Source organism: Pelagibacterium halotolerans B2, assembly GCF_000230555.1.
Taxonomy (GTDB): Bacteria; Pseudomonadota; Alphaproteobacteria; order Rhizobiales; family Devosiaceae; genus Pelagibacterium; species Pelagibacterium halotolerans.
The window spans coordinates 535,626-559,255 of sequence record NC_016078.1; the positions used below are offsets into that span (position 1 = coordinate 535,626).

The 23,630-nt window shown below is 62.2% G+C and carries 19 protein-coding genes; 11 read left to right on the forward strand and 8 right to left on the reverse strand.

Annotation, left to right across the window (positions count from 1 at the left end):
- Window positions 1-26: 26 nt before the first annotated feature.
- The gene (locus tag KKY_RS02615; RefSeq protein WP_083823910.1) at window positions 27-839 is read right to left on the reverse strand and encodes a tRNA1(Val) (adenine(37)-N6)-methyltransferase; all 813 of its coding nucleotides are present in this window, start codon (window positions 837-839) and stop codon (window positions 27-29) included.
- Window positions 840-1,035: 196 nt separating this feature from the next.
- Here KKY_RS02615 and KKY_RS02620 point away from each other — a divergent pair, with 196 nt between their 5' ends.
- Window positions 1,036-2,055, forward strand: coding sequence for a polyprenyl synthetase family protein (locus KKY_RS02620; protein WP_014129738.1), 1,020 nt, complete (start codon window positions 1,036-1,038; stop codon window positions 2,053-2,055).
- A gap of 75 nt (window positions 2,056-2,130) precedes the next feature.
- Here KKY_RS02620 and KKY_RS02625 read toward each other — a convergent pair whose 3' ends face one another.
- Window positions 2,131-2,781 (reverse strand): TetR/AcrR family transcriptional regulator, encoded by a 651-nt coding sequence (locus KKY_RS02625; protein WP_014129739.1) that lies wholly within the window; start codon window positions 2,779-2,781, stop codon window positions 2,131-2,133.
- Window positions 2,782-3,006: 225 nt separating this feature from the next.
- On the opposite strand from KKY_RS02625, the gene KKY_RS02630 reads away from it, so the two are divergent.
- From KKY_RS02630 to KKY_RS02645, 4 genes are all read left to right on the forward strand, one after another.
- Complete coding sequence (locus KKY_RS02630; protein WP_202945637.1) at window positions 3,007-3,849, forward strand: alpha/beta fold hydrolase; 843 nt, start codon at window positions 3,007-3,009, stop codon at window positions 3,847-3,849.
- 11 nt (window positions 3,850-3,860) lie between these two features.
- The gene (locus tag KKY_RS02635) at window positions 3,861-4,226 is read left to right on the forward strand and encodes a VOC family protein (RefSeq protein ID WP_014129741.1); all 366 of its coding nucleotides are present in this window, start codon (window positions 3,861-3,863) and stop codon (window positions 4,224-4,226) included.
- A 165-nt stretch (window positions 4,227-4,391) separates the two neighbouring features.
- Complete coding sequence (gene glyS / locus KKY_RS02640; RefSeq protein WP_014129742.1) at window positions 4,392-6,509, forward strand: glycine--tRNA ligase subunit beta; 2,118 nt, start codon at window positions 4,392-4,394, stop codon at window positions 6,507-6,509.
- Window positions 6,510-6,561: 52 nt separating this feature from the next.
- Window positions 6,562-7,542, forward strand: coding sequence for a DUF808 domain-containing protein (locus tag KKY_RS02645; RefSeq protein ID WP_014129743.1), 981 nt, complete (start codon window positions 6,562-6,564; stop codon window positions 7,540-7,542).
- 18 nt (window positions 7,543-7,560) lie between these two features.
- Here KKY_RS02645 and rnhA read toward each other — a convergent pair whose 3' ends face one another.
- Together rnhA and ispH are read right to left on the reverse strand one after the other, a co-directional pair.
- Entirely contained in the window at window positions 7,561-8,004 is a 444-nt protein-coding gene (gene rnhA / locus KKY_RS02650; RefSeq protein WP_041528535.1) for a ribonuclease HI, read from the reverse strand.
- Window positions 8,001-8,975, reverse strand: coding sequence for a 4-hydroxy-3-methylbut-2-enyl diphosphate reductase (gene ispH / locus KKY_RS02655; protein ID WP_041529022.1), 975 nt, complete (start codon window positions 8,973-8,975; stop codon window positions 8,001-8,003). Before ispH ends, rnhA begins: the two co-directional genes overlap by 4 nt.
- Before the next feature lie 183 nt (window positions 8,976-9,158).
- On the opposite strand from ispH, the gene KKY_RS02660 reads away from it, so the two are divergent.
- Both KKY_RS02660 and KKY_RS19370 read left to right on the forward strand, forming a co-directional pair.
- On the forward strand, window positions 9,159-11,396 hold the full coding sequence (locus KKY_RS02660) for a putative PEP-binding protein (protein ID WP_014129746.1): 2,238 nt from the start codon (window positions 9,159-9,161) through the stop codon (window positions 11,394-11,396).
- A 322-nt stretch (window positions 11,397-11,718) separates the two neighbouring features.
- Window positions 11,719-12,753, forward strand: a complete 1,035-nt coding sequence (locus KKY_RS19370; protein ID WP_083823914.1) for a cell wall hydrolase — start codon at window positions 11,719-11,721, stop codon at window positions 12,751-12,753.
- A 9-nt stretch (window positions 12,754-12,762) separates the two neighbouring features.
- Here KKY_RS19370 and KKY_RS02670 read toward each other — a convergent pair whose 3' ends face one another.
- The 3 genes from KKY_RS02670 to ygfZ form a co-directional block, all read right to left on the reverse strand.
- Window positions 12,763-13,317 carry a hypothetical protein gene (locus tag KKY_RS02670; protein WP_014129748.1) on the reverse strand — a complete coding sequence of 185 codons (555 nt, stop codon included), beginning with the start codon at window positions 13,315-13,317 and terminating at the stop codon, window positions 12,763-12,765.
- Between the two features lie 139 nt (window positions 13,318-13,456).
- The gene (locus KKY_RS02675) at window positions 13,457-14,059 is read right to left on the reverse strand and encodes an HD domain-containing protein (RefSeq protein WP_014129749.1); all 603 of its coding nucleotides are present in this window, start codon (window positions 14,057-14,059) and stop codon (window positions 13,457-13,459) included.
- A 120-nt stretch (window positions 14,060-14,179) separates the two neighbouring features.
- Window positions 14,180-15,010, reverse strand: a complete 831-nt coding sequence (gene ygfZ, locus KKY_RS02680; RefSeq protein WP_014129750.1) for a CAF17-like 4Fe-4S cluster assembly/insertion protein YgfZ — start codon at window positions 15,008-15,010, stop codon at window positions 14,180-14,182.
- Window positions 15,011-15,085: 75 nt separating this feature from the next.
- On the opposite strand from ygfZ, the gene KKY_RS02685 reads away from it, so the two are divergent.
- Window positions 15,086-16,423, forward strand: a complete 1,338-nt coding sequence (locus KKY_RS02685) for a dihydroorotase (protein ID WP_014129751.1) — start codon at window positions 15,086-15,088, stop codon at window positions 16,421-16,423.
- A gap of 159 nt (window positions 16,424-16,582) precedes the next feature.
- Here the strand turns inward: KKY_RS02685 and putA are convergent, their stop codons facing one another.
- The gene (putA, locus tag KKY_RS02690; RefSeq protein WP_014129752.1) at window positions 16,583-20,251 is read right to left on the reverse strand and encodes a trifunctional transcriptional regulator/proline dehydrogenase/L-glutamate gamma-semialdehyde dehydrogenase; all 3,669 of its coding nucleotides are present in this window, start codon (window positions 20,249-20,251) and stop codon (window positions 16,583-16,585) included.
- A 262-nt stretch (window positions 20,252-20,513) separates the two neighbouring features.
- Here putA and KKY_RS02695 point away from each other — a divergent pair, with 262 nt between their 5' ends.
- From KKY_RS02695 to tdh, 3 genes are all read left to right on the forward strand, one after another.
- The gene (locus tag KKY_RS02695) at window positions 20,514-21,083 is read left to right on the forward strand and encodes an XRE family transcriptional regulator (protein ID WP_014129753.1); all 570 of its coding nucleotides are present in this window, start codon (window positions 20,514-20,516) and stop codon (window positions 21,081-21,083) included.
- A gap of 188 nt (window positions 21,084-21,271) precedes the next feature.
- Window positions 21,272-22,462, forward strand: coding sequence for a glycine C-acetyltransferase (locus tag KKY_RS02700; protein ID WP_014129755.1), 1,191 nt, complete (start codon window positions 21,272-21,274; stop codon window positions 22,460-22,462).
- A gap of 94 nt (window positions 22,463-22,556) precedes the next feature.
- On the forward strand, window positions 22,557-23,609 hold the full coding sequence (gene tdh, locus KKY_RS02705; RefSeq protein ID WP_014129756.1) for an L-threonine 3-dehydrogenase: 1,053 nt from the start codon (window positions 22,557-22,559) through the stop codon (window positions 23,607-23,609).
- The last annotated feature ends 21 nt before the right edge of the window (window positions 23,610-23,630 follow it).

Sequence of the window (23,630 nt, forward strand, 5' to 3'; positions counted from 1 at the left end):
AGCGCCTTTGGCCCCCATTTAGGCATTCATTTGCCTTCGTGCCAGTCCAGCCGGGCGCTGCCGCGCAGGATCGAGCCTGCGGGTTCGGCAAATCCGCCGCCCGTCTCCCCATGCAGGATCAGCGGCGGCAGGAGCCGCATGGGGGCCTTGCTTCCCTTCTTGCCCCTGACGAGCACGCGGCTCGCCGGTGCGTCGGGCCGCGGGGCGATCGGCAGGACGCAGATGCCGCCCATGCGCGAGTCGAAAGCGGCGAGAAGCTGGGGCAGGGCCTGAGCAAGGTGGATGAAGATCACTTCGCCCTTGGCATGCGCGCACGATACGGCGGTGCGCACCCATCCCGAAACCTCCCCGTCGGTATGCCGCGCTGCCGCCCGGGCCGGGTCGGGTGCACGGGTGCCCGCTTCGAAAAACGGCGGATTGGCGATCACGACGTCAAATCGATCGGTGCCCAGACCCAGCGCCTTGCGCTCGGCTCCGGTAGCCGTCGCGTTGATTTTCAGGATCGTCGCGCGCTGGGAAAAACCGTTCGCTTCCACGTTACCTGCCGCCAGCATCGCCATATCGGCATTGTTTTCCACCAGCGTCGCTTCGAGTCCGTCGTCATGGGCGAGTGCGCAAAGTGCCGCCACCCCGGCCCCGGCGCCCAGATCCAGCAATTGCCGCGCTCCATGCGGGATGCTTGCCCCCAGCAGAACCGAATCCAGGCCAGCCCGGAACCCCTTTTCCGGCTGCGCTATGGACAATTTGCCGCCTAGAAAGGCATCGGCTTGCCCTTCTTGGCGTTTTACAAATTCGGACTGCTGGTTTACCGACATGGGCACGAAGGTCCTGGTTTGCATTCAGGCCAAAGTGGTATCCCCACTTTGGCGGCTCGGGGCTGACAATAGAGCGTTTCGGTAATAAGTGGTTATGCCATATTCCATCCGGAAGTGCGGTAACAAACAATTGGCTCACGGGTTCCCTATGCGCGGAACCCGACGGCCTTTAAAACACTGTATCGGGTGGGCGGCGCCCTCCCTGGGAGTATGAACGTCAATGGCGGTTGAAAATCTGGCGCCGAGACCACTTGCGGACGCTTCGGCGGTAATCGACGATCTGATGGCGGCGACCGGAGAGGGCATGGAGGCCGTCAATCGCCTCATACTGTCGCGGTCCGATAGCCCCGTCGATATGGTCCCCGAAGTTGCCAACCATCTCATCGACGCCGGAGGCAAGCGCCTGCGGCCCATGCTCACCCTCGCGGCCTCCGCACTGTTTGGCCGGCCCGGCGGCAATGAAATCCGCTTTGCCGCCGCCGTCGAATTCATGCACAACGCAACGCTGCTCCACGACGATGTGGTCGACGAAAGCGACATGCGCCGTGGCCGCCCCGCCGCCCGCACCATCTGGGGCAATCAGGCCTCGGTCCTCGTGGGCGATTTCCTTTTGGGCCAGGCGTTCCTGATGATGGTGGAATCGCGCGATATCGACGCGCTGGGTGTGCTCTCTCGCGCCGCCGCAATCATCGCCGAGGGCGAGGTTTTCCAGCTCGCCAAAGCCGGCGATCTCTCCACCACGCCCGACGATTACGAAAAGATCATCCACGCCAAGACAGCGACGCTCTTTGAGGCGGCAACCGAAGTGGGCGCGATGGCGGGCGGTGCCGACAGTGCCTCCCGCAAGGCGCTGGCCGCCTATGGCCGGGAGTTGGGCATGGCGTTTCAGCTTGTCGATGACGTCCTCGATTACGGTGGCGCGCAGGGCGCCCTGGGCAAGAACACGGGCGATGACCTGCGCGAAGGCAAGATGACCTTGCCTGTCATCCTCGCGCTGCAGGCCGGTACCGAAGGCGAACGCAAGACGATCGAAAGGGCCTTGGGCAACCCTGCGTCCGGAGAGAGCCAACTGGCCGACATACTCGCCATTTTCGCGCGCTACGATTGTCTGAGCCAGACCATGGCCAAGGCGGAACGCCACGCCGAAGCCGCCCGGGCCGCTCTTGCCAAGATCCCGCCCTCGCTCGAACGCGACATCCTCTTCAGCGTCCCCGAATTCTGCACCTCGCGGGCCTACTAGCGGTCTCCGGATCGCTTGCGAGCGCTGAACCTTCGCAATCGGGACAAGAGAGACCGGCAAGGGGCATCCTGCCTCCTATCGTCCATAAGCCGCGAGAAAAACTTTGACGCCGTCTCGCGCTTCCTTGCGCAGCGCGTCAGGGCCGGGAATGGCGTCGTCGCCTAACAGCATCGCCTGGTTGAGCGGTGTCGACATGACCAGCCAGTTGAAATGCGACGCCGCCACGATCGCATCGTCAAATTCCAACAATCCCTGCGCCTTTAGCGTTTCGAACAGGCTCGCAAGTATCCCGATCGCCCGGAGTGGTCCCCGCTCGTACAACACACGCGCCAATTCGGGAAACCGTGGGACTTCGCCGATCACCAGCCGCCGCAACTGCATGATGCGCGGATTGAGAACGATATAGAGCTGGCGAAAGGCATAATCCTCCAGATAGGCCGCAAGGTTGTCGGGATCGGCCGGAGGTGCGTCTCCATGCACCCGGTCGCCCGTCCTGTCGGTCAGCGAAGACACGATCTCGACGAACAGTGCCTCCTTTGAGGAAAAGTGCTTATAGACGGTCTGCTTGGATACCGCCGAACGCGCCGCGATCTCGTCCATATTGGTCCCGAGATAACCGTTGATAAGGAAGATCTCGGTCGCCGCTTCAACGATTGCCTGACGCTTGCGCGCTGAACGGGGTGTTGTCTCGTCAACCTTTTCTGAATTCGTCTCCGCCTTTGGCATCGTGTCCGGGCCATCCAAATCAGTTTGCGATTGACAATACGGTACTGGACAGTCTAGTTCACTGCAAGCAATAGTACTGTACGGTCTAGTTCCAGAGGATATGCGATGCAAAGGCATGGATTAATGGCGACTTTGGTCGGCACGGCTCTCCTGATCGGTCCGCCGGGTGCCGTGGCGCAGCCGTCATCCGCCGACATTCCAATGACACCACCAGCGGAGATGACGATGACCCAATCCCCGAAAGCCGGTACGCTGAAGGTGCCGGGCGCGACGCTCTATTACGAAAGCTGGGGCCATGGCCCTATGCTTCTCATCATTCCCGGCGGGCCCCAGGACGCAGGCGTCTTCGCCGATCTCGCCCGTGCGCTGGCAGATCGCTACACCGTTGTCGCTTACGACCCGCGCGGCAATTCCCGCTCGACATTCGATGGGGCCATTCAGCCTCTCGTCCTTGACATCCAGGCTGACGACGCTGCCGCTTTGATCGACGCGCTGGGGCAGGGGACGGCCTATGTCATGGGGACCAGCGGCGGCGCCCATATCGGGCTCAATCTGGCCGCACGCTATCCTGAGAAGGTCAAGGCGATTGTCGCCCACGAGCCGCCATCCACGATGCTGCTTGATGACCCCGCCGAGGCAATCGCCTTCGATGAGGCGCTTCACGCAACCTACAAGAGCGAGGGCGTTGAGGCTGCCATGGGAATGTTCTTTGGCGCTGCCGGCATGTCCGAGAGCTCCGAAGGGGACGTCGGGCTCGATTTCGATATGTCGCCCGAGGCCGCCGAAACCTTTGGGCGTGTCAGCGGCAATTTCGAATATTGGCTCGCCCACGCCATGTTGCCGCTCTCGCACTACACGCCCGACGTTGAAACGCTTAAGGCCGGCGCGCCGCGGGTGATCGTCGGCATCGGTGCGGAATCCAGGGGCAGCCCCATCGAGGAACTCAGCATGGCGCTTGTGAACGCGCTGGGCGTTGTTCCTGTCACATTCCCCGGCGATCATACGGGCTTTGAACCCCATGCCGAGGCATTCGCCGAAACCTTGCACCGGACGCTCAGCGCCAATTAGGGAGATAGCCAATGTACATTCAGTTTGCCGAACTGCCGGTCAGCGATCAGGATCGCGCCAAGGCGTTCTATACCGGAAAGCTCGGTTGCGAAGTGGCTGCGGACGCCCCGATGGGCGCCGATGGCTGGCGGTGGATCGAACTCAAATTCCCCGGGACGCAAACCAATCTGCACTTCATCCGCCGCGAAAACGATGCGCCCTCGGATATGCCGGTTCTGGTCTTCGTTGCAGATGACGTGGCGGGGACCGTCGAGGCGCTCCGTGCAAAGCGGGTAGAGATCATCACCGAACCGCACGAACCCTCCTGGCAGCCGGGCCGCACCGTAGCCGAATTTCGCGACAGCGAAGGCAATCGGCTGGTGATCGGTACACCATAGCCAAAAGTCCTCGCGCGTATGCGGCAGAAATCTCTCGCCGCATACCGCCTGCCTATGCAAAATCAGTCCATGGTGCGAGCATATCCGCCACCCAATGGACTTTCGACCTGTCGCCTGCTACCGCTTCGCCAACATTACCACAGACCCGCCCAAGGCACCCCGACCATGCCCGAATTGCTGCTTGAGCTCTTTTCCGAGGAAATTCCCGCGCGTCTTCAGCGCCGGGCAGCCGAGGACCTCAAGAAGGCCGTAACCGACGCGTTGGTCGAAAAGGGGCTGGTCTATGAAAGCGCCGGCGCATTCGCCACGCCGCGCCGCCTGGCGCTTACGGTAACGGGCCTTCCCGCCGCTTCCCCCGACACGCGCGAAGAGCGCAAGGGCCCCAAGGTCGGCGCGCCCCAGCAGGCTCTCGACGGCTTTCTGCGTGCGGCAGGGCTTTCTTCCATCGACGACGCCAAGATCCAGTCCGACGAAAAAAAGGGCGATTTCTACGTCGCGGTGATCGAGAAAAAGGGCGCCCCCGCCATCGAGATTTTACGCGACATTCTGCCCGCAACCGTAAAGTCCTTCCCCTGGGGCAAGCCGATGCGCTGGGGCTCAGGGCGTCTCGAATGGGTCCGCCCGCTGCGCGCCATCACCGCAACCTTCGGCCCCGAAGGCGAAGAACCCGACGTGATCGAATTCGAACTGGACGCCGTGACTTCGGGCAACACCACCTATGGCCACCGCTTCATGGCGCCCGATGCCATAAAGGTCCGCCGCTTTGACGATTACGTGCAGGCGCTCGAAAAGGCCCGCGTGGTGCTCGATATCGACCGCCGCAAGCAGATCATCAGAACCGACGCCGAACAACTCGCCTTCGCACAGGGGCTTGAACTGATCGTCGATGAAGGCTTGCTCGAAGAAGTCGCGGGTCTTGTCGAGTGGCCGGTGGTCATGATGGGGTCGTTCGACGAGTCCTTCCTCAAGGTCCCCGAAGAGGCCATCATCGCCACCATCCGCGCCAACCAGAAATGCTTCTGCCTGCGGGATTCCTCGACGGGCAAGTTGGCCAACAAGTTCATCCTGACATCGAACCTCATCGCCGAGGACGACGGTAAAACCATCGTCGCGGGCAATGAGCGCGTCATCCGCGCCCGCCTGTCCGATGCCAAGTTTTTTTACGAGACCGATCTCGAAACCCCGCTTGCCGACAATCTGCCCAAGCTCGAAGATGTTGTCTTCCACGCCAAGCTGGGCACCCAGGCCGAACGCGTCGCCCGCATCGAAAAGCTTGCCGCCGAAATCGCCCCGCTGGTCGGCGCCGATGTCGAAGACGCCAAACGCGCCGCAAAGCTCTCCAAAGCCGATCTGCCCACCGGCATGGTCGGAGAATTCCCCGAACTCCAGGGCCTGATGGGTCGCTATTATGCGCTGGCCCAGGGCGAAAAGCCCGAAGTCGCCACGGCCATCGAAGAACACTATAAGCCCCTTGGCCCCTCCGACCGCGTGCCCACCGAGCCGGTTTCGATCGCGGTCGCCCTGGCCGACAAGCTCGATATCCTGACAGGCTTCTGGGCGATTGACGAAAAGCCGACCGGCAGCAAAGATCCCTACGCGCTTCGCCGCGCCGCGCTCGGGGTGATCCGGTTGATCGTGGACAATCGTTGCTCTGTCGATCTCACCAAGCTTCTAATAGACCACGCAGAGCGCTATTTTGATCCGGTTGATCCAGTGGCAAATGCGTTCGCCGTGATTGAGTTTATTGCTGATCGTCTCAAAGTTCAGTTGAGGGAGAGCGGTGCGCGCTACGATCTGCTGGATTCCGTTTACAACATCGCCACCGGAGTTGTCACCGGCCGGGAAGGCAGAGCGAACAGTAAGGACATCCTGCAAATCGTCTCCCGTGTTGCCGCGCTCTCCTCGCTGCTCGCCGCCGACGATGGCAAGGCGCTGCTCGCCGGCTACAAGCGCGCGGCCAACATCCTCATCGCCGAGGAAAAAAAGGACGCCACCACCTACGCCAGCGTCGTCGACGCAGCGAAGCTGGAAACGCCCGAGGAACAGCGTCTCGCGGCTGCCGTCGAACAAGCCCGAACCGATGTGACCGCCCGTCTCGAAAACGACGACTATGCCGGCGCCATTGCCGTTCTTGCCTCGCTGCGCACCCCCGTCGACGCCTTCTTCGAATCCGTCCTCGTCAACGACCCCGATCCGGCCATCCGCGCCAACCGCCTCAATCTTCTGGCGTCCCTGCGCGACACGATGCATCTGGTCGCTGACTTCTCAAAGGTCGCGGGCTAGGGAACCACGGCCCGGCCAAGCGGTTATGAACGCCACATAGGGGATTTATTACATGAGCGTCGGTCTTCTCGCCCTTCTCGATGATGTCGCCGCGCTCGCCAAGGTGGCGGCGACCTCGGTCGACGATATCGCCGGCCAGGCCATGAAAGCCGGGGCCAAGGCAGCCGGGGCGATGATCGATGACGCCGCGGTAACCCCCAAATACGTGCAGGGTTTCAAGCCCGAGCGCGAATTGCCCATTGTGGGAAAGATCGCCCTGGGCTCGATCAAAAACAAGCTGATCTTCCTTCTGCCCGCCGCCCTGCTGCTCAGCGCCTTTCTGCCCTGGATGATCAATCCGCTGCTCATGCTGGGCGGGGCCTATCTGTGCTATGAAGGTGCCGAAAAAATCTATGAGGGCCTCTTCCCGCACCGGGCACACGAGCACGAGAAAAAAGTCGTGCCATCTGCCGCCAATGCCGAAAAGCTGGAGGCCGAAAAGGTCGCCGGCGCGATCAAGACCGATTTCATTCTCTCCGCCGAAATCATGACCATCGCACTGGCGCAAATCCCGGCCGGCAACGTCGTCAACCAGGCCCTCGTCCTGCTGGTCGTCGCCCTTGGCATGACCATTCTCGTTTATGGCGGCGTGGCCCTGATCGTCAAAGCTGACGATGTGGGGCTCTATCTGGCAAAGGACGGCAAGACCGGCCTGGGCCGTGCCATTGGTCGCGGGCTGGTCGCAGGCATGCCGGTCTTTCTCAAATGGCTCGCCATCGTGGGCACGGCGGCCATGCTCTGGGTCGGCGGTGGCATCATCGTCCACGGATTGGCCGGCATGGGCTTTGCCGGGCCCGAACACTGGATCGAGGATATCGCACACCTCGTGGAAGGCACGATCCCAGCCATCGCCGGCGTGCTTCACTGGCTCACGGTCGCAGTGCTATCGGGAATTGTTGGCCTGATCATCGGCTTTATCATTATCCCCATTGCCGAATACGGCATCGCGCCGGTGCTGGGCCTGTTCCGCAGGGAAAAGCCTGCCGCTCACTGAAGAGCTGACCAAGGCGATCTATCGCCCTTTGAACGGTGCCATGCCCTCGTTGGCCAGCCGATCGGCGCGCTCGTTCAGGTCATGCCCGGCATGGCCTTTCACCCAGTGCCATGTGATGGTGTGCCGCTTGGTTGCCGCGTCGAGCGCCTGCCAGAGTTCGACATTCTTGACCGGCTTTTTCGCTGCCGTCTTCCAGCCATTGCGCTTCCAGCCGTGCAGCCAGCCCTGAATGCCGTTCTTGACGTACTGGCTGTCGGTGTGGATTTCCACCGCGCAGGGCCGCTTGAGCGCATTAAGTGCCTCAATGGCGGCGGTCAGCTCCATCTGGTTGTTGGTGGTCTGGGCCATGCCGCCCTTGAGCTCTTTGACCATGCCATTGTATTGCAGCACCGCGCCCCAGCCGCCGGGGCCGGGGTTGCCTGAGCAGGCCCCGTCGGTGTGGATTACCACAGGCTCACTCAATGCCCCGATGCCTCTTCAAGCTGACGCAGCACGCGGGGGATGTTGAAGGCGATGTTCTCTTCCGCCGTCACAGCGATCTCGACATTGACGCTGAACCGCTCCGCAAAGGCTTCGATCACCTCTTCAACCAAAGATTCCGGCGCCGAAGCCCCGGCCGTGATGCCGAGAGAAGAAATATCCCCGAACTGATCCCAGTCGATATCGGCGGCCCGTTGAACGAGCACCGAAACCCTGCATCCGGCCCGCTCGCCCACTTCCACGAGCCGCATGGAGTTCGATGAATTGGGCGCGCCCACAACGATCATCGCATCCACCCGCGGCGCCACCGCTTTCACGGCTTCCTGCCGATTTGTGGTGGCATAGCAAATGTCTTCCTTGGCGGGCACGGCGATGTTGGGAAACCGGCTCTTGAGCACCATCACCATGGCGCTTGTGTCGTCCACAGACAGCGTGGTCTGGGTCACAAGCGCCAGATTGTTCGGATCGCGCGGTGCAAACGCCTCGGCGTCGGCAACAGTTTCGATCAGCGTGATCTTGCCCGGCGGCAATTGTCCCATTGTCCCGATCACCTCGGGATGCCCCCGATGCCCGATCAAAACGATATCATGCCCCTCTTCGGCATGGCGCTGGGCTTCCACATGCACCTTGGTCACCAGCGGGCAGGTGGCATCGAGAAAGAACATGTTGCGGTGTTTCGCTTCGGCGGGCACAGATTTGGCCACACCATGCGCTGAAAAGATCACCGGCGCTTCTGTGCCCTCGGGAATTTCCTCGAGCTCTTCGACAAAGATCGCACCCTTGGCGCGCAACCCATCCACGACGAACTTGTTGTGCACGATCTCGTGGCGCACATAGACCGGCGCCCCGTACTTTTTGAGCGCCAGGTCCACGATCTGGATGGCACGATCCACGCCCGCGCAAAATCCGCGCGGCGCACACAACAGGATGTCGAGGCTGGGCTTGTCGGTCATGATCCTCACATGCGGTTTGTCCTTGCCCAAGTCAAGCCGCAAGCGCGACAAGAGGGAGCACGGCCCCCTGTTGCCGGAAGCCCGGCACACAGGCAATATGGCACCGATTCAGTTGGGGTTTTTCGTTTGGTTGCGCCTTCCCAGCAGATGTTCGCAATTGCCCCGGCTCAGGGAAAGCCCTCTTTGAGCCGCGCGCAATTGCGTCTTCTGGTCGGCAAGGCGCGCTGGCTCCATGTTGCCGCTGACGCCGGACTGGCCGTCGCCCCCACGATCGCGATCACCCGCGCGGCATGGGAGGCGCTTCAGGCCGAACGCAAGACCGGCACCGATACATTGCGCAAGGTCTGGGTCACGACGCTTTTTAAACTGGTAACGCCGGGCAGAACGCCACCCGAACTTGTGGTCCGCACCTCGGCACCGCGCCATATCGCGGGCCTGCAACCGGCACGTCCGGGCCTTGCGGCCCCTGCCAATGAAAGCGAAGCGGTCGATCCCCAACGCGCCATGGGCAAGGCGATCAACGCCGCCTTTGCCAGCTATGGTCCGGCGCTTGCCGGCTGGGCCAGCGAGGCTGAACGCGAGGCGCGCGACAGCCAGATCGTGATCGTGCAGGCAAGCGTAAGCGGGAAAATCGAACATTTCCTGACGCGCAATACGACAACGGGACGAATCGGCCCGGTCGCCATGCCGGGAGAGCCCCTTCCAAGGCTCCCGGCCGACACCGCAAAGCTCATCGAGACGGTCGACGCGGCATCCGGCCAGCATATGGCTTGCGTCGTATCGGTCGAGGGCAATACCGCCCGGCTCGTTTCAGCCCGCCCGGTACAGGTCAGCGCAGGCGCCCAGCTTGAAGCGGCGGTCGAGCGGGTCCAGGCAGGCGTCTGGATGCCGGCAGAAGCGGTGAGGCGCTTCAACCCGGCCCAATTGCCGCAATTGCTCCATCCCCGGCTCACCGATGACCACAAGGCGACCGCCATCGCGTCCGGCCTCGGCGTTTCGCCCGGCGCGGCGAGCGGAGAGATCGTTTTCACGCCTGACGATGCAGCGCGCTGCCGCGCCCGCGGTCGCCATTGCATCCTCGTGGTCATGGAAACCGGGCCGGGCGATATCGAGGGGATGAAGGCGGCCACCGGGTTCGTGACGGCCCGTGGCGGCATGACCAGTCACGCGGCCGTTGTCGCCCGCATCACCGGCAAGCCCTGCGTCGCCGGCCTGAGAAGCCTGCAGATCGACGCCGAAAACGGCATCTGCAAGATCGGCGACAAGGTGTTTGCCACTGGCCAGCGCATCACGATAGACGGATCCGAGGGTGCAATTTATGAAGGCGCGTTGCCCCTTTCGCGTCCCCATATCGGCGGCGCGCTCTCGCGCCTTCTCGATTGGGCCGACGATAGCCGGACCATCGCCGTCAGGACCAATGCCGAAACCATCGAGGCCGCCCGCACGGCGCTCAGCTTCGGCGCCGAAGGCATCGGGCTGGCGCGTTCCGAACACATGTTTTTTTCCGGCGAGCGCATGCGGGCCCTTCGCCGCCTTATCCTTTCGGAAAACGAGCAGGATCGTGCCACAGCGCTGGAAGGGCTCGTCGATTATCAGGCCGCCGATTACGCGGCGCTGTTCCAGACAATGCAGAACAAGCCCGTCAATGTGCGCCTTTTCGATCCTCCCCTGCATGAGTTCCTGCCGCGCAGCGAGGACGATATCGAAGACACCGCAGAAGCGCTTGGCCTCTCGCTCAAGGCGCTCAAGGCGCGTTTGCAGCGTCTCGATGAGGTCAATCCGATGCTGGGCCATCGCGGCGTGCGGTTGGTCATCACCTATCCCGAAATTCTCGCCATGCAGGTTCGGGCGTTGGTCGCCGGTGTCGAGGCGGCCATGGACAATCAGGATTTGCCGGTCAATCTCGAAATCATGGTGCCCTTCGTCACCTCGGCCCGCGAAGTGGCCTGGGTCAAATCGCGCATCATGGACATCGTGGGCAACGCGCCCGTGTTCCAGCGCGGCGCCAATCTTGCGTTCGGCACGATGATCGAGTTGCCGCGGGCCTGCCTTCGGGCAGGCGACATCGCAAAGGAAGTCGATTTCATTTCCTTTGGCACCAACGATCTCACCCAGACGACCTATGGCATCTCCCGCGACGATGCCCCGGCCTTCCTTGCGACATATCACCGCCGAGCCCTCTACGATGTCGACCCGTTCGTCACCATAGACCAGCGCGGAGTGGGCGAATTGATCCGCATCGCCATCGAGCGGGGCAGGGCGGTCAATCCACATCTGAAGGTCGGCATCTGCGGAGAACACGCCGGCGAGACCAATTCGCTGCGCTTTTTTTCCGAGCTGGACATCGATTATGTCAGTTGCTCGCCTTATCGCGTGCCCGTGGCGCGTATGGTTCTGGCACAATCGGACGGCGCCAATTAACCATCGGCCTTCCGGAAAATGCCTTGGCGCTGCCGCAATCTGAACTTTTCCGCGCCCACTTACCCGTGTTTACCCCTTCATAACCCTAATCAACGATCATCGGGATTGTCGGCATTTGATCGGCTTGGTGTTGCACTTGTGCATCGCATGCCAGTCCGGTCGGATCGACACCGGAACGATGGCGTATTTTTCATCACGGGTTCCGGTGCTCGACGGGGAGCGCTTCAGGCAAAAGTTGCTTTGCACTTTTGGTGTTCGGAAGCGCGACGAAGTCGGGATGTAAAGCCGGCGGGTCAGTGTTGTGGCGTAGAAAAGCGTTAGTATGGCGTATGGGACATCCCCGGTGCGTGCCAACCAGGCGCGTGCCTCGCGTAAAGTTTTGAAGGCTGTGGGTGCACTGACGCTCAGCGTTGTGGCCTATGGTTTTGCGGTTCCCGGGACCGGTGGCTTCCGCGCCGTCGATCCGGCGACCGAACTGCCCCCCAAGCCGATGGCGTCGCTTGCATATGAGGGCAATCAACCCGTCATTTCCGGCACCGTTGCCCCGCTGTTTCAGACAGCGATGTTTTCAGGCCCCAACAGGACCGACAAGACCGACAGGGCGCAGCCCGAAATCAACCTGGTCGCCTTTTCCCAGGCCTTCGATGCGGCGCGGCTCTCGATCGCCTCGGCCCGCGCCGCTGGCGATCCCTACACCACCCGGCAATCGTCGGTCATGGTTGCCGAGGGGGATGAGCACCAGGATGAAGGTCCGCGCATTTCGGTGGCGTCGATCGATCCCGATATGGTCAATTCGGCCGGCCTGGCGGCCATCGACGCGATCTCCGATGACACGGATGGGGATCCGAACACCCCAAGCCCCGTGGGCGTACCCGAAACGCTGGCCTATGGCCGCGCCAATACCCCGGCCACCGAATTCACCGTCAGCGACACCTATTCCGAGCGCGAGCAATGGTGCATGGCGACGGGCATCTATTTCGAAGCCCGTGGCGAAAGCTATCGCGGCCAGGTTGCCGTCGCCCAGGTCATCATGAACAGGGTGGCGCACCCCAACTATCCAGACACCATCTGCGGCGTGGTCTATCAGAACCAGCATCGCCGCAACGCCTGCCAGTTCTCTTTTGCCTGCGATGGCAAGACCAATGTCAATCGCACATCGGAAGTCGCGGCCTGGGATCGGGCACAGTCCATCACCCGCGAAGTGCTCAACAAGGAAATTTACCTCACCGAAGTGGCCGACGCGACGCATTACCATGCGACCTATGTCCGCCCTGCATGGGCGCGCAACATGGACAAGCTGTCCCAGGTGGGACTGCACGTCTTCTACAGGTTCAAGCCCGGCTGGCGGTTCGGATGACTGCCGGACCTAATTGGTGCGATAGCACGAAATGAACGATCCGCTGGCCGAGCACGAGCGCACACCGCGGTCAGATACACTGTTGAACACCAGATTGCCGCTGACCGGGTTGCGGCCCACCGACAGGATCAAAAAGCTCGATCCCTCCGGCCACAGCCTGTAGCCGTGATGGTGACCGCGGTCTTCGTAAACCCGGTTCACCTCTATCCCCGGATAGAGCACATGGGGCGAAACCAGTCCGTCGCTCGAATAGGTGCCGCTTGAGGTCGTCGCGATGTTGACCTCGCGCACATGGCCATAGCCCACCTTGCGCACGATGGCCGAGGAAACCGGCTCCAGCGAAACCGTATCTGCATAGGCGATCTCGTAGGACTGATCATAAAACTTCACCAGCGTGGTGAGCGGCGGCGGCGCGTCGTTGATCAACCCATCGGCGCGCGCGGCGGTCGCGCCGGCCAGACCCGCACCGAAAATTCCGGCAAGAAACAGTCCAGCCGCAACGCCGGCCCGATAGCGCAGGGCGATGGTTCTGCGGGGGCGGTTGTGGGATCGGTCGAAGCGCATGGACGTCTCTCCGGGTTGCGGCGTCTTAACGCTTTATCAACCTTTCCGATCCGTTAACGCAAAGCCTCATGCACGAAAGGGTTAATAGCTAAAATGAGACTAAAATTTTAGCGATTACAGTGGCTTGACCGCTGCGAATCTACGCGCCGAGGCTTTCGAACACGTCCATGAAATGGTCGTGGGCCTGTTGGGTCGGCCATGGCCGGATCAGCCGGTCGAATCCCGGAAGATCGAACCCGGCCAGTGTTGGTTCGCCAAAGAACTTCCGCGCCTCATCGGGTGCAAAGCCGGCCAGGTTGACCGCCTCGAAGAACGCCGCCTCCCGGTCTGCCCGTTTGATCAGCTTTGTCAGGGCCGCTGGCGCGATGGCCGGAAGGCCGAACCGCACATGGATGGCCCCAAGCAGACGCGCCTCCACATCGCGATAATTGCCGCCCATCGCCGCCTTGAACGGCGAAATGATATCGCCCATCACATATTCGGGCGCGTCATGGAGCAGGGCATAGAGCCGCCCCTTGTCGTCGATCTCCGGATCCATGGCCGAAGCGATCTCGAGCACCAGCACCGAGTGCTGTGCCACCGAAAACGCATAGTCGCCCTTGGTCTGTCCGTTCCAGCGCGCCACCCGTGCCAGCCCATGCGCGATATCGGACAGTTCCACATCGATCGGGGAGGGGTCCAAAAGATCGAGGCGGCGCCCCGATAGCATGCGCTGCCAGGCGCGGGATTGTGCGCGTGCCATTGCCCTCGTTCTGCCTTTCAAGAGTGCTTCCAGGATAAGTGGAATGCACTTATCCGGTTCGGAAGCGCGATTAAACAAGGACTAGGTCACGTCATCGTTTCCACGAAACGGTGAAGTGATCTAATCGTCTTCGGAATCGCCGCCCGGCGCGGCAAAATCGTAGCGTGCCCATTGCGGCAGGGCAAGCGAGACAGGCGCCCCCTTAACGCTCGCGTCTGCGCCGTCGGCTATCTTGTCGATCCGCGCAATCGCAACGGCGGTTCCGTCCACGACGCTGCCGATCGTGCCGACGCTTTTACCCCCGATCATCAGCGCATCGCTGCGCGCTCCTGACGCAATGCCCGATACGATCACCGGGCGCCGCCGCGCCGTCCCGCGATGCTGCATGCGCGACACCACCTCCTGGCCCACATAGCACCCTTTCTTGAAATCGACGCCGCCCAGATGATCCATGCCGATATCGTGCGGAAATCCATCCTCGGCGTCGAAATCGGGTCCCATCTCGGCAATGCCCGCCGCTATACGCGCCTTGGCCTGCTCGTTACCCTCGATCCAGCCATCGGACTCCCCGAGTGGTGCGATCACCCGATATCCCAAACCTTGGCCACGCCCGTCGCGATGCACGATCCCCGTCGCGGGCGCTTCCCCCGACCAACCCACCGCGTGGGTTTCGGCAAGCATCTCGATCTCCATCTTGGCGCGTAGCCGATACATCCTCATGCGCTTGAAGAAATTTTCGGCGACGGTGGCGGGAACGTCGAGCCAATGGGCCCCGTCGGCCCACCCGATCAGTCCCTCGGCCAACAGCTTGCCCTGCGGCGCCAGCAGCGCGAACCATCGCGCAGTGCCGTCTTCGAGCACCGGCGGGGTCAATACGTCATGGAGGAGATGGGTCGCATCCGGCCCGGAAATTTTAAAGGCCACCCGGTCGGCGCGCTTTTCGATTGTCATTTGCTGCCCTTGCCTTGCTCTGGTGCCATCCGTTAAACCCGACCTCAGTTGGAAACGCCGAGCCGGAGATATGCCATGAGTCGCCACTTCGATACGATTTTCCGGGGCGGCACGCTGGTCAATCACGATGGCATAGGTAGCGCCGATATCGGGATCATCAAGGGGCGCATTGCCGCCATCGGTTCGCTCCTGTCCGATACCGCCGATAACGATGTCGATTGCATCGGCCTTACCATCCTTCCCGGCGTCATCGATACCCAGGTCCATTTCCGCGAGCCCGGCCTCGACCACAAGGAAGACCTTCAGACCGGATCGCTTTCGGCGGTCATGGGCGGGGTGACCGGCGTTTTCGAAATGCCCAACACCAATCCTCTGACCACCACGCGCGAGACCTTCGAAGACAAGATCGCCCGCGCCACCAATCGCATGCATTGCGATTTTGCTTTCTATATCGGTGGCACGCGCGAGAACGTCGCCCAATTGCCCGAGCTCGAACGCCTCCCCGGCTGCGCTGGCGTAAAAGTGTTCATGGGCTCATCCACCGGTTCGCTTCTCGTTGCCGACGATGATGGCGTCGAAGCGATCCTGTCGGCCATCTCCCGCCGCGCTGCCTTTCACTCAGAAGACGAATACCGGCTTGAAGACCGGAAAGGCTTCCGCGTCGAAGGTGACCCGTCGTCCCACCCGGTCTGGCGCGACCCGCAGGCAGCGCTCCAATGCACCGAACGCCTCGTGAAGATCGCCCGCAAGACCGGCAAGCGCATCCACGTGCTCCATATTTCGACCAAGGAGGAAATCACTTTCCTCGCCGATCACAAGGATGTCGCTTCGGTCGAAGTCACTCCGCATCATCTGACGCTCGATGAAACCGCCTACACAAGGCTGGGCACCTATGCCCAGATGAACCCCCCGGTTCGCGACGCCGAGCACCGCGAAGGCATCTGGCAGGGTGTCGCCAATGGTGTTGCCGACATTTTAGGCTCCGATCACGCTCCCCATACCCGCGAGGAAAAGGAAAAACCCTATCCGTCATCGCCCTCGGGGATGACCGGCGTTCAGACCCTCGTTCCCATCATGCTCGACCACGTCAACGCCGGCCGGCTCAGCCTGCAGCGCTTCGTCGATATGACCAGCCACGGCCCCAACCGCCTGTTCAATCTCGCCTGCAAGGGCAGGGTGGCCGTAGGCTATGATGCCGATCTGACCATCGTGGACATGAACCGCACCGAAACCATCACCAATGACTGGGTCGCCTCGAAAGCCGGCTGGACCCCCTATGACGGCGTCTCCGTCAAGGGTTGGCCGGTCGGCACCGTCATTCGCGGCAACAGGGTGATGTGGGACGGCGAACTCCTCACCCCCGCCCAGGGACAGCCCATCCGCTTCATGGAAACGCTGGTCTCTCACCCATAGCGCCATCGAAATTTGCGCGCCGGCTATACCACCACCCTGTCACCCCGGGCTTGACCCGGGGTCCAGTACACTCAGCCCATAAGATGGAATCGCCGGTCCTGCCGCCCGCCCCGGGTCTTCGCCCGGGACGAGGCCCGCGAGAAGGACGGTAAGGCATCCTTACGCCAGCGCCATCAGGCTTGCATTGCCCCCCGCCGCTGCCGTGTTGATGCTGGTCGAAACCTCATCGACCAGCAGGTCGATGGCAAACACCGCCTCGCCCCTCTCCAGTGCTTCCGAAGATGCCCCCTGAACGGTAACGATCGGGCCATCCCATTCCGCAACGGATTTGCTGATCGCGGTCACGGTCTCACCGTCACCTTCCACCAGCACCGCGCGAGCCGCGTCCGGACCGATCTCCCGCACCACTTCGATGCGCTGCCTTATGTCTTCGGGCAACTCCCGGACCACCGATCCCAGATCACCCGATGCCTTGACCAGCATGTCATTGCCCGCCGCCAGTCCGGCCGCAAGCCCATGCACCAGCCCGGTCAGTGTCCTGGCGCTGAGCGCAACCTTGCCCTTGGGCTTTGTCATATAGGTGTTGCGCTCACCCACCGGCCCGTCCAGTTCGGAAAACGCATTGATGGCCGGATGGCTGGCATAGTTCAGCGTGACCTCGGCAAGGTCATCCCGGCTGTTGCCGCGCAGCCACTCCGCCAGCGTCACCAGCGTCGGACCCGCCTGCCGTGCCGGCAATCCCCAGACCGTCTGGCTGGTTGTTCGCACCAACCGGCGCAGATAAAGCGGCCCACCGGCCTTCGGCCCGGTGCCTGACAGTCCGTGCCCACCGAATGGCTGCACGCCCACCACGGCGCCGATCTGATTGCGGTTGACGTAGATATTGCCCACCTCGATCTTGGATGAGACTTCTGCAATCGTGGTGTCGATGCGTGTGTGCAGTCCAAATGTCAGCCCATACCCGAGCGCATTGATCTTCTCGAGCAGGCCATCGAGATGCTTGCGCTTGAACCGCACCACATGCAGCACCGGCCCGAACACTTCCCGCCCCAGCTCCGATAGATCATCGAGCTCGATCAGTGTCGGGGGGACATAGGTTCCGTTTTCCGCCAGTGCCGGCAGATCGAGTTGAGTGATGGCGTGGCCCTTGTCGCGCATGGATTTGATGTGGCCATCGATCCCGTCGCGCGCTTCGGCGGTTATCACCGGACCGACATCCACGGTCAGCCTGTCGGGGTTGCCGATATCGAGCTGCCCCATCGCGCCCTTGAGCATCTCGAGCGTCTTGTCGGCGATCTCGTCCTGAAGGCAAAGCACACGCAGTGCGGAACATCTCTGGCCCGCGCTGTCGAATGCTGAAGCGAGAACGTCAAGCACGACCTGTTCGGTCAGCGCCGAAGAATCGACAACCAGCGCATTCTGTCCCCCGGTTTCCGCCACCAGCGGAACCGGCGTGCCATTGGCCAGTGTCCGGCCGGCAAGCTGGTTCTGGATAAGCCGTGCCACTTCGGTCGACCCGGTAAACATCACTCCGCATGTCGCCCCATGCCCGACCAGCGCAGCACCCACCTTGCCGTCCCCTGGAGCAAACTGCAGCACATCGGCCGGGACACCCGCCGCGTGCATCAGATCCACAGCCAATTGGGCGATCAGCGGCGTCTCCTCGGCTGGTTTGGCGATCACCGGATTGCCCGCAACCAGCGCTGCCGACATCTGCCCGGTAAAGATGGCCAGCGGGAAATTCCAAGGCGAAATGCACACCACCGGTCCGAGGGGGACATGGGTGTCATTGGCGAAGCTCTCTTTGACCTGCTGGCCATAATAGCGCAGGAAATCGACGGCTTCGCGCACTTCGGCAATGGCATTGGCCGCCGTCTTGCCGGCCTCGCGCATGGCCAGGGACATGAAGATTTCCATCTGGCTTTCCATGGCGCCCGCCGCCCGCATCAGCATCGCGCCGCGTTCGGCGGGGGGCGTTGCCGCCCATCCCGGGGCTGCGCGCTGTGCCCTGGCCATGATGGCGTCGATCTGGTCCACCGAAGGCTCGATCACCTCGCCAACCACGTCGCGATGATCGGCAGGATTGAGAACGGACCGGGCTTCGCCCGTCGCGTCCTCGGCCTTTGCCACCCACGCCCGTTCGGCGCCCGCCTTGAGGCTCTTTTCCAAAGCCCGCAATATCTGCTCGTTGGACAGATCGATCCCGCGCGAGTTGCGCCGTCCGGCGGCCAGAATGTCCTTGGGCAGATCGATCTGCTCATGGGGCGCGCCAACCGGAGAGACCTGCCGTGCAATCTCCACCGGATCGGCAATCAGCCGATCCACGGGCACGTCCTCGTCGGCTATCTGATTGACGAAGCTCGAATTGGCGCCATTTTCGAGCAGCCGCCGCACCAGATAGGCCAGCAGCGTCTCGTGGCTCCCCACAGGCGCATAGATGCGGCAGGGACGGCTCAGCTTGTCCTTGGGCACCACCTGCTCGTAAAGCGGCTCGCCCATGCCGTGCAGACACTGAAATTCATAGCTGCCAACCTCAAAGTCGGGTCCGGCCAATTCATAAATCGTCGCCATGGTCTGCGCGTTGTGCGTCGCAAACTGCGGAAACACCAATTCGCGCGCCGCCAGCAGCTTCTTGGCGCAGGCGATATAGCTCACATCGGTATGCACCTTGCGGGTGAACACCGGAAAATCTTCGAGCCCGTCGATCTGCGCGCGCTTGATCTCGCTGTCCCAATAGGCGCCCTTGACCAGACGCACCATGATCCGGTGCCCCGAGCGTCTGGCCAGATCGATGATCCAGTCCAGAACGAAGGGGCAGCGCTTGGAATAAGCCTGCACGACAAACCCGATGCCGTGCCAGCCATCATAGGCTGGATCGGTGGCCAGCGCTTCGAGCAGATCGAGCGAGAGTTCGAGCCGGTCCATCTCCTCGGCGTCGATGTTGAGCCCGATGTCATAGGATTTGGCCAGCGCTGCCAGTTCCTTGAGCCGCGGCAGCAGCTCTGCCATCACACGATCATACTTGGTCCGGGCATAGCGCGGGTGCAGCGCCGAAAGCTTGATCGAGATGCCCGGCCCTCCATAGGGTCCCTTGCCCGCCGAAGCCTTGCCGATGGCATGGATCGCCCCGACATATTCGGCCATGTACCGCTCCGCGTCATGGGCGGTCGTCGCTGCTTCTCCCAGCATGTCGTAGGAATAGCCGAATCCCTTGGCCTCCCATGATCGGGCGTTCTTGAGGGCTTCGGCGATATCCTGGCCGGCGACGAACTGTTCCCCCAGCATGCGCATCGCCATCTTCACGCCGGCCCGGATCACCGGCTCGCCCGACCGCGCGACGATCCGCGACAGCGCGTTGGACAATCCTGATTCATCGACGGGCGTCACAAGCTTGCCGGTCACCACCAGCCCCCAGGTCGCCGCGTTGACGAACACCGAGCGATCGAGCCCGAGATGTTTCTGCCAGTTGCCGGGCGCAATCTTGTCGGCAATCAGAAGGTCGCGGGTGGAATTGTCCGGCGTCCGCAACAGCGCTTCGGCAAGACACATGAGCGCAATGCCCTCCTGGCTCGATAGCGCATATTCATGCATGAGCCCTTCGACCCCGCCGCCATTGCCCTTGGCACGGATGCCTCTGACGGCCTTTTCTGCCGTGGCGTGAATGGCCCTGGCCTTTTGCGGTTCAACCGCAGCGGCATCGAGCAGTCCGGGGACGATTTCGGTTTCCGGCAGCCGGTAGGCCGAAGTGATCGCTTCGCGCAATCCGGTGTCGATCTTGAGCGGACGATCCGAAAACGCTTCAAAAGGGCAGGTGCGGGATTCCGGCATAGACGCAACGTCTCCTTTGGCCCGGACGGCGGGCATGGACTTTCAATGGCGCGAAAACTAAGTCAGTTCCCTCGGAGGTCTAGGAGATAAGAAGGTGCTTTCTCGCAAAAAACACAGAAATTACGCCAAATCACCATGAATCATACGACTGATGCGACAAACTGCCGTCCTCATGACGTGCCTTGCGGCGCGGAGCAGATGATTCTCCGCTGGCCCGTGCAATATTGCCGCCTCCGCGTTTCCTCTCTAAAAGCGTCGGTTTATGAGCGAGACGACACCACCACAAATCGGCCCGGTGATCCAGATGGCCCGCAAGGCGCGGCACCTGACGCTTGAGCAATTGGCCAAACTCTCCGGCGTGTCCCGCTCCATGCTCAGCCAGATCGAGCGCAGCGAGACCAATCCCACATTCGCCGTTGTCTGGAGCCTCACCCAGGCTCTCAATATCGAATTCTCCGATCTGGTGTCCGGCGACGCGGTGGCCCGCAAGTCGGCGCTCATCGACATCGTCCCAGCCGATCATGTGCCCCTGATCGCCTCGCCCGACGGTGCCTGCCGCCTCAAAATTCTTTCCCCGCCCGCCCTGGCGGGAAAGACCGAATGGTATCAGGTCGAAATCGAGCCCGGCGGCGCCCTCGTCAGCGCTCCTCACGCCCCGCGCACCCGCGAACACTTCACAGCCCTCACCGACGGCATCGCCATTACCAGCGGCGAAACGACGACGGCACTGACGGCGGGCGAAGTCGCGCGCTACGCCGCCGACGTGCCCCACGCCATATCCAACACTTCGGACGCCGTCGCCGGCGGCTGGCTCGTGGTCCTCTACAACTGATCTTTTCCGCTCGCCGGTGCCACACCCTCACCGTCATCCCGGACCTGATCCGGGATCCAGTACCCCCAGCGCTCCCGTTTTCCCACACACCGCAACCTCCCCACGCCCATCACCGTTGGCCGTTCAATACCCATTGACGCAAATTCCAATATATCGGAAAATACCTCCAAGAAAAAGGAGTAGCCACCATGATGGACGGTTTCGCCCAGCACCTCAGCCAGACCCTCGACGGCATCCGCGACGAGGGGCTTTTCAAGTCCGAAATGGTGATCGGATCGGCCCAGAAGGGCGAGGTCACCGTCGGCGGTCGCACCATGGTCAATCTGTGCGCCAACAATTATCTCGGCCTTGCCAACGACCCCGAAGTCGTCGAAGCCAGTGTCAGGGCGCTTGAAAAATATGGCTCGGGCATGGCCTCGGTCCGCTTCATCTGCGGCACACACGAATTGCACAAGGAACTTGAACGGACCGTCGCACGCTATCTCGAAAAGGACGACGCGATTCTGTTCGGTTCGTGTTTCGATGCCAATGGCGGCATTTTCGAAACCCTGCTTGGTCCTGAAGATGCGGTGATTTCCGATACCCTCAACCACGCCTCGATCATCGATGGCGTGCGCCTTTCCAAGGCCCGCCGCTATCGCTTCCACACTTCCGACATGGACGATCTCCGCCTCCAGCTTCAGGCCGCCGACGACGATGGCGCGCGCTTCAAGCTCATCGTCACCGACGGCGTGTTCTCCATGGACGGATATATCGCCAGGCTGCCCGAAATCTGCGACCTCGCCGAAGATTACAAGGCCGCGGTCCTGATCGACGAATGCCACGCAACCGGCCATCTGGGCGAAAAGGGCAGGGGCACGCCGGCCCTCACCGGCGCCGGCAACCGGGTCGACATAATCTCGGGCACCTTCGGCAAGACGCTCGGCGGCGCCATGGGCGGCTTCATCGCCGGGCCTCAACCCGTCGTCGATCTGCTCCGGCAGCGCGCCCGTCCTTACCTGTTCTCCAACGCCCTGCCGCCCTCGGTGGCTGCCGGTGCCATCAAGGCCATCGAAATCGCCGAAAAGGCCGACGACCGCCGCGCCACGCTCGACAGGCACACAAAGCGTTTCCGCTCGGCCCTCGCTGACGCCGGGTTCGATCTCCTGCCCGGCGAAACCCCGATCATCCCGGTGATGCTCCACGATGCGGTCAAGGCCCAGGGCATGGCCAGGGCCCTGCAGGACAAGGGCGTCCTCGTGTCCGCCTTTTCCTTTCCCGTCGTGCCCAAAGGCAAGGCCCGCATCCGCACCCAGATGTCGGCCGGGCTCTCGGACGACAACATCTCGTTTGCCATCGACGCTTTCATCGGCGCCGGAAAAGACCTCGGCATAATCTGATCCACGGAGCTTCCGCCCCTTGCTCCCTCTCCCTTGGGGGAGAGGTCGGGGTGAGGGGCCTTCGCCACGATAACAGCTTACGGAAACAAATCCCATGACCCGCACCATGAAAGCCCTCGTCAAGGCCAAGGCCGAACCGGGCCTGTGGATGGAAGACGTGCCGGTCCCGCAAATCGGCCCCGACGACGTTCTCGTCAAAGTCACCAAGACCGGCATCTGCGGCACCGATCTGCACATCTACAAATGGGACAACTGGGCCCAGAGCGCCGTTCCCGTGCCCATGACGGTCGGTCACGAATATTCGGGCACCATCGCCGAACTGGGCGCCAACGTGACCCATCTCCAACTCGGCCAGCGCGTTTCCGGCGAGGGCCACGTCATCGGCTTTAAGTCCCGCGCCAGCCGGGCAGGCCGCTTCCATCTCGATCCCGAAACCAAGGGCGTCGGCGTCAATCTGCCGGGCGCCTTTGCCGAATACGTCAAAATCCCCGCCTTCAACATCGTCCCGCTCCCCGACAGCGTGGACGATGAACTGGCCTCCATCCTCGACCCGCTCGGCAACGCCGTCCACACAGCGCTTGCCTTCGATCTTGTGGGCGAGGATGTCCTGATCACCGGCGCCGGCCCCATCGGCATCATGAGCGCCGCGGTGGCCAAGCATGTCGGGGCCCGCCACGTCGTCATCACCGACCCAAACGACAATCGGCTGGACCTGGCCAGAAAGACGGAGCCCACAGTCGTCACCGCCAACACCGCCGACGATCTGCGCGCCGTCGCGAAATCGCTGGGCATGAACGAAGGCTTTGACGTCGGATTTGAAATGAGCGGCGCCCCCGCCGCCATGGCGACGCTCACCGATAACCTCGTCATGGGCGGCAAGATCGCCATGCTCGGCCTGCCCGCAAGGCCTTTCGAATACGACTTTGCCAAGATGGTGCTCAAGATGCTCACCATCAAAGGCATCTATGGGCGGGAAATGTTCGAGACGTGGCACAAGATGCTCGCCATGCTCCAGTCCGGGCTCGATATCCGCCCGGTCATCACCAACCGCTTCCCGGCAGATCAATTCGATACGGCCTTCCAGTCGGCAATTCAGGGCGGCGCGGGCAAGATCGTGCTTGAATGGGCCAACATGGACAAAAGGTAAGCTGGCCGCCGCAAAAACTTC

Coding starts and splice junctions, on each gene's coding strand:
- KKY_RS02615 (WP_083823910.1), bottom strand. CDS start 839: ATGCAAACCAGGACCTTCGTGCCCATGTCGGTAAACCAGCAGTCCGAA.
- KKY_RS02620 (WP_014129738.1), top strand. CDS start 1,036: ATGGCGGTTGAAAATCTGGCGCCGAGACCACTTGCGGACGCTTCGGCG.
- KKY_RS02625 (WP_014129739.1), bottom strand. CDS start 2,781: ATGCCAAAGGCGGAGACGAATTCAGAAAAGGTTGACGAGACAACACCC.
- KKY_RS02630 (WP_202945637.1), top strand. CDS start 3,007: ATGACCCAATCCCCGAAAGCCGGTACGCTGAAGGTGCCGGGCGCGACG.
- KKY_RS02635 (WP_014129741.1), top strand. CDS start 3,861: ATGTACATTCAGTTTGCCGAACTGCCGGTCAGCGATCAGGATCGCGCC.
- glyS (WP_014129742.1), top strand. CDS start 4,392: ATGCCCGAATTGCTGCTTGAGCTCTTTTCCGAGGAAATTCCCGCGCGT.
- KKY_RS02645 (WP_014129743.1), top strand. CDS start 6,562: ATGAGCGTCGGTCTTCTCGCCCTTCTCGATGATGTCGCCGCGCTCGCC.
- ispH (WP_041529022.1), bottom strand. CDS start 8,975: ATGACCGACAAGCCCAGCCTCGACATCCTGTTGTGTGCGCCGCGCGGA.
- KKY_RS19370 (WP_083823914.1), top strand. CDS start 11,719: ATGGCGTATGGGACATCCCCGGTGCGTGCCAACCAGGCGCGTGCCTCG.
- KKY_RS02670 (WP_014129748.1), bottom strand. CDS start 13,317: ATGCGCTTCGACCGATCCCACAACCGCCCCCGCAGAACCATCGCCCTG.
- KKY_RS02675 (WP_014129749.1), bottom strand. CDS start 14,059: ATGGCACGCGCACAATCCCGCGCCTGGCAGCGCATGCTATCGGGGCGC.
- ygfZ (WP_014129750.1), bottom strand. CDS start 15,010: ATGACAATCGAAAAGCGCGCCGACCGGGTGGCCTTTAAAATTTCCGGG.
- KKY_RS02685 (WP_014129751.1), top strand. CDS start 15,086: ATGAGTCGCCACTTCGATACGATTTTCCGGGGCGGCACGCTGGTCAAT.
- putA (WP_014129752.1), bottom strand. CDS start 20,251: ATGCCGGAATCCCGCACCTGCCCTTTTGAAGCGTTTTCGGATCGTCCG.
- KKY_RS02695 (WP_014129753.1), top strand. CDS start 20,514: ATGAGCGAGACGACACCACCACAAATCGGCCCGGTGATCCAGATGGCC.
- KKY_RS02700 (WP_014129755.1), top strand. CDS start 21,272: ATGATGGACGGTTTCGCCCAGCACCTCAGCCAGACCCTCGACGGCATC.
- tdh (WP_014129756.1), top strand. CDS start 22,557: ATGACCCGCACCATGAAAGCCCTCGTCAAGGCCAAGGCCGAACCGGGC.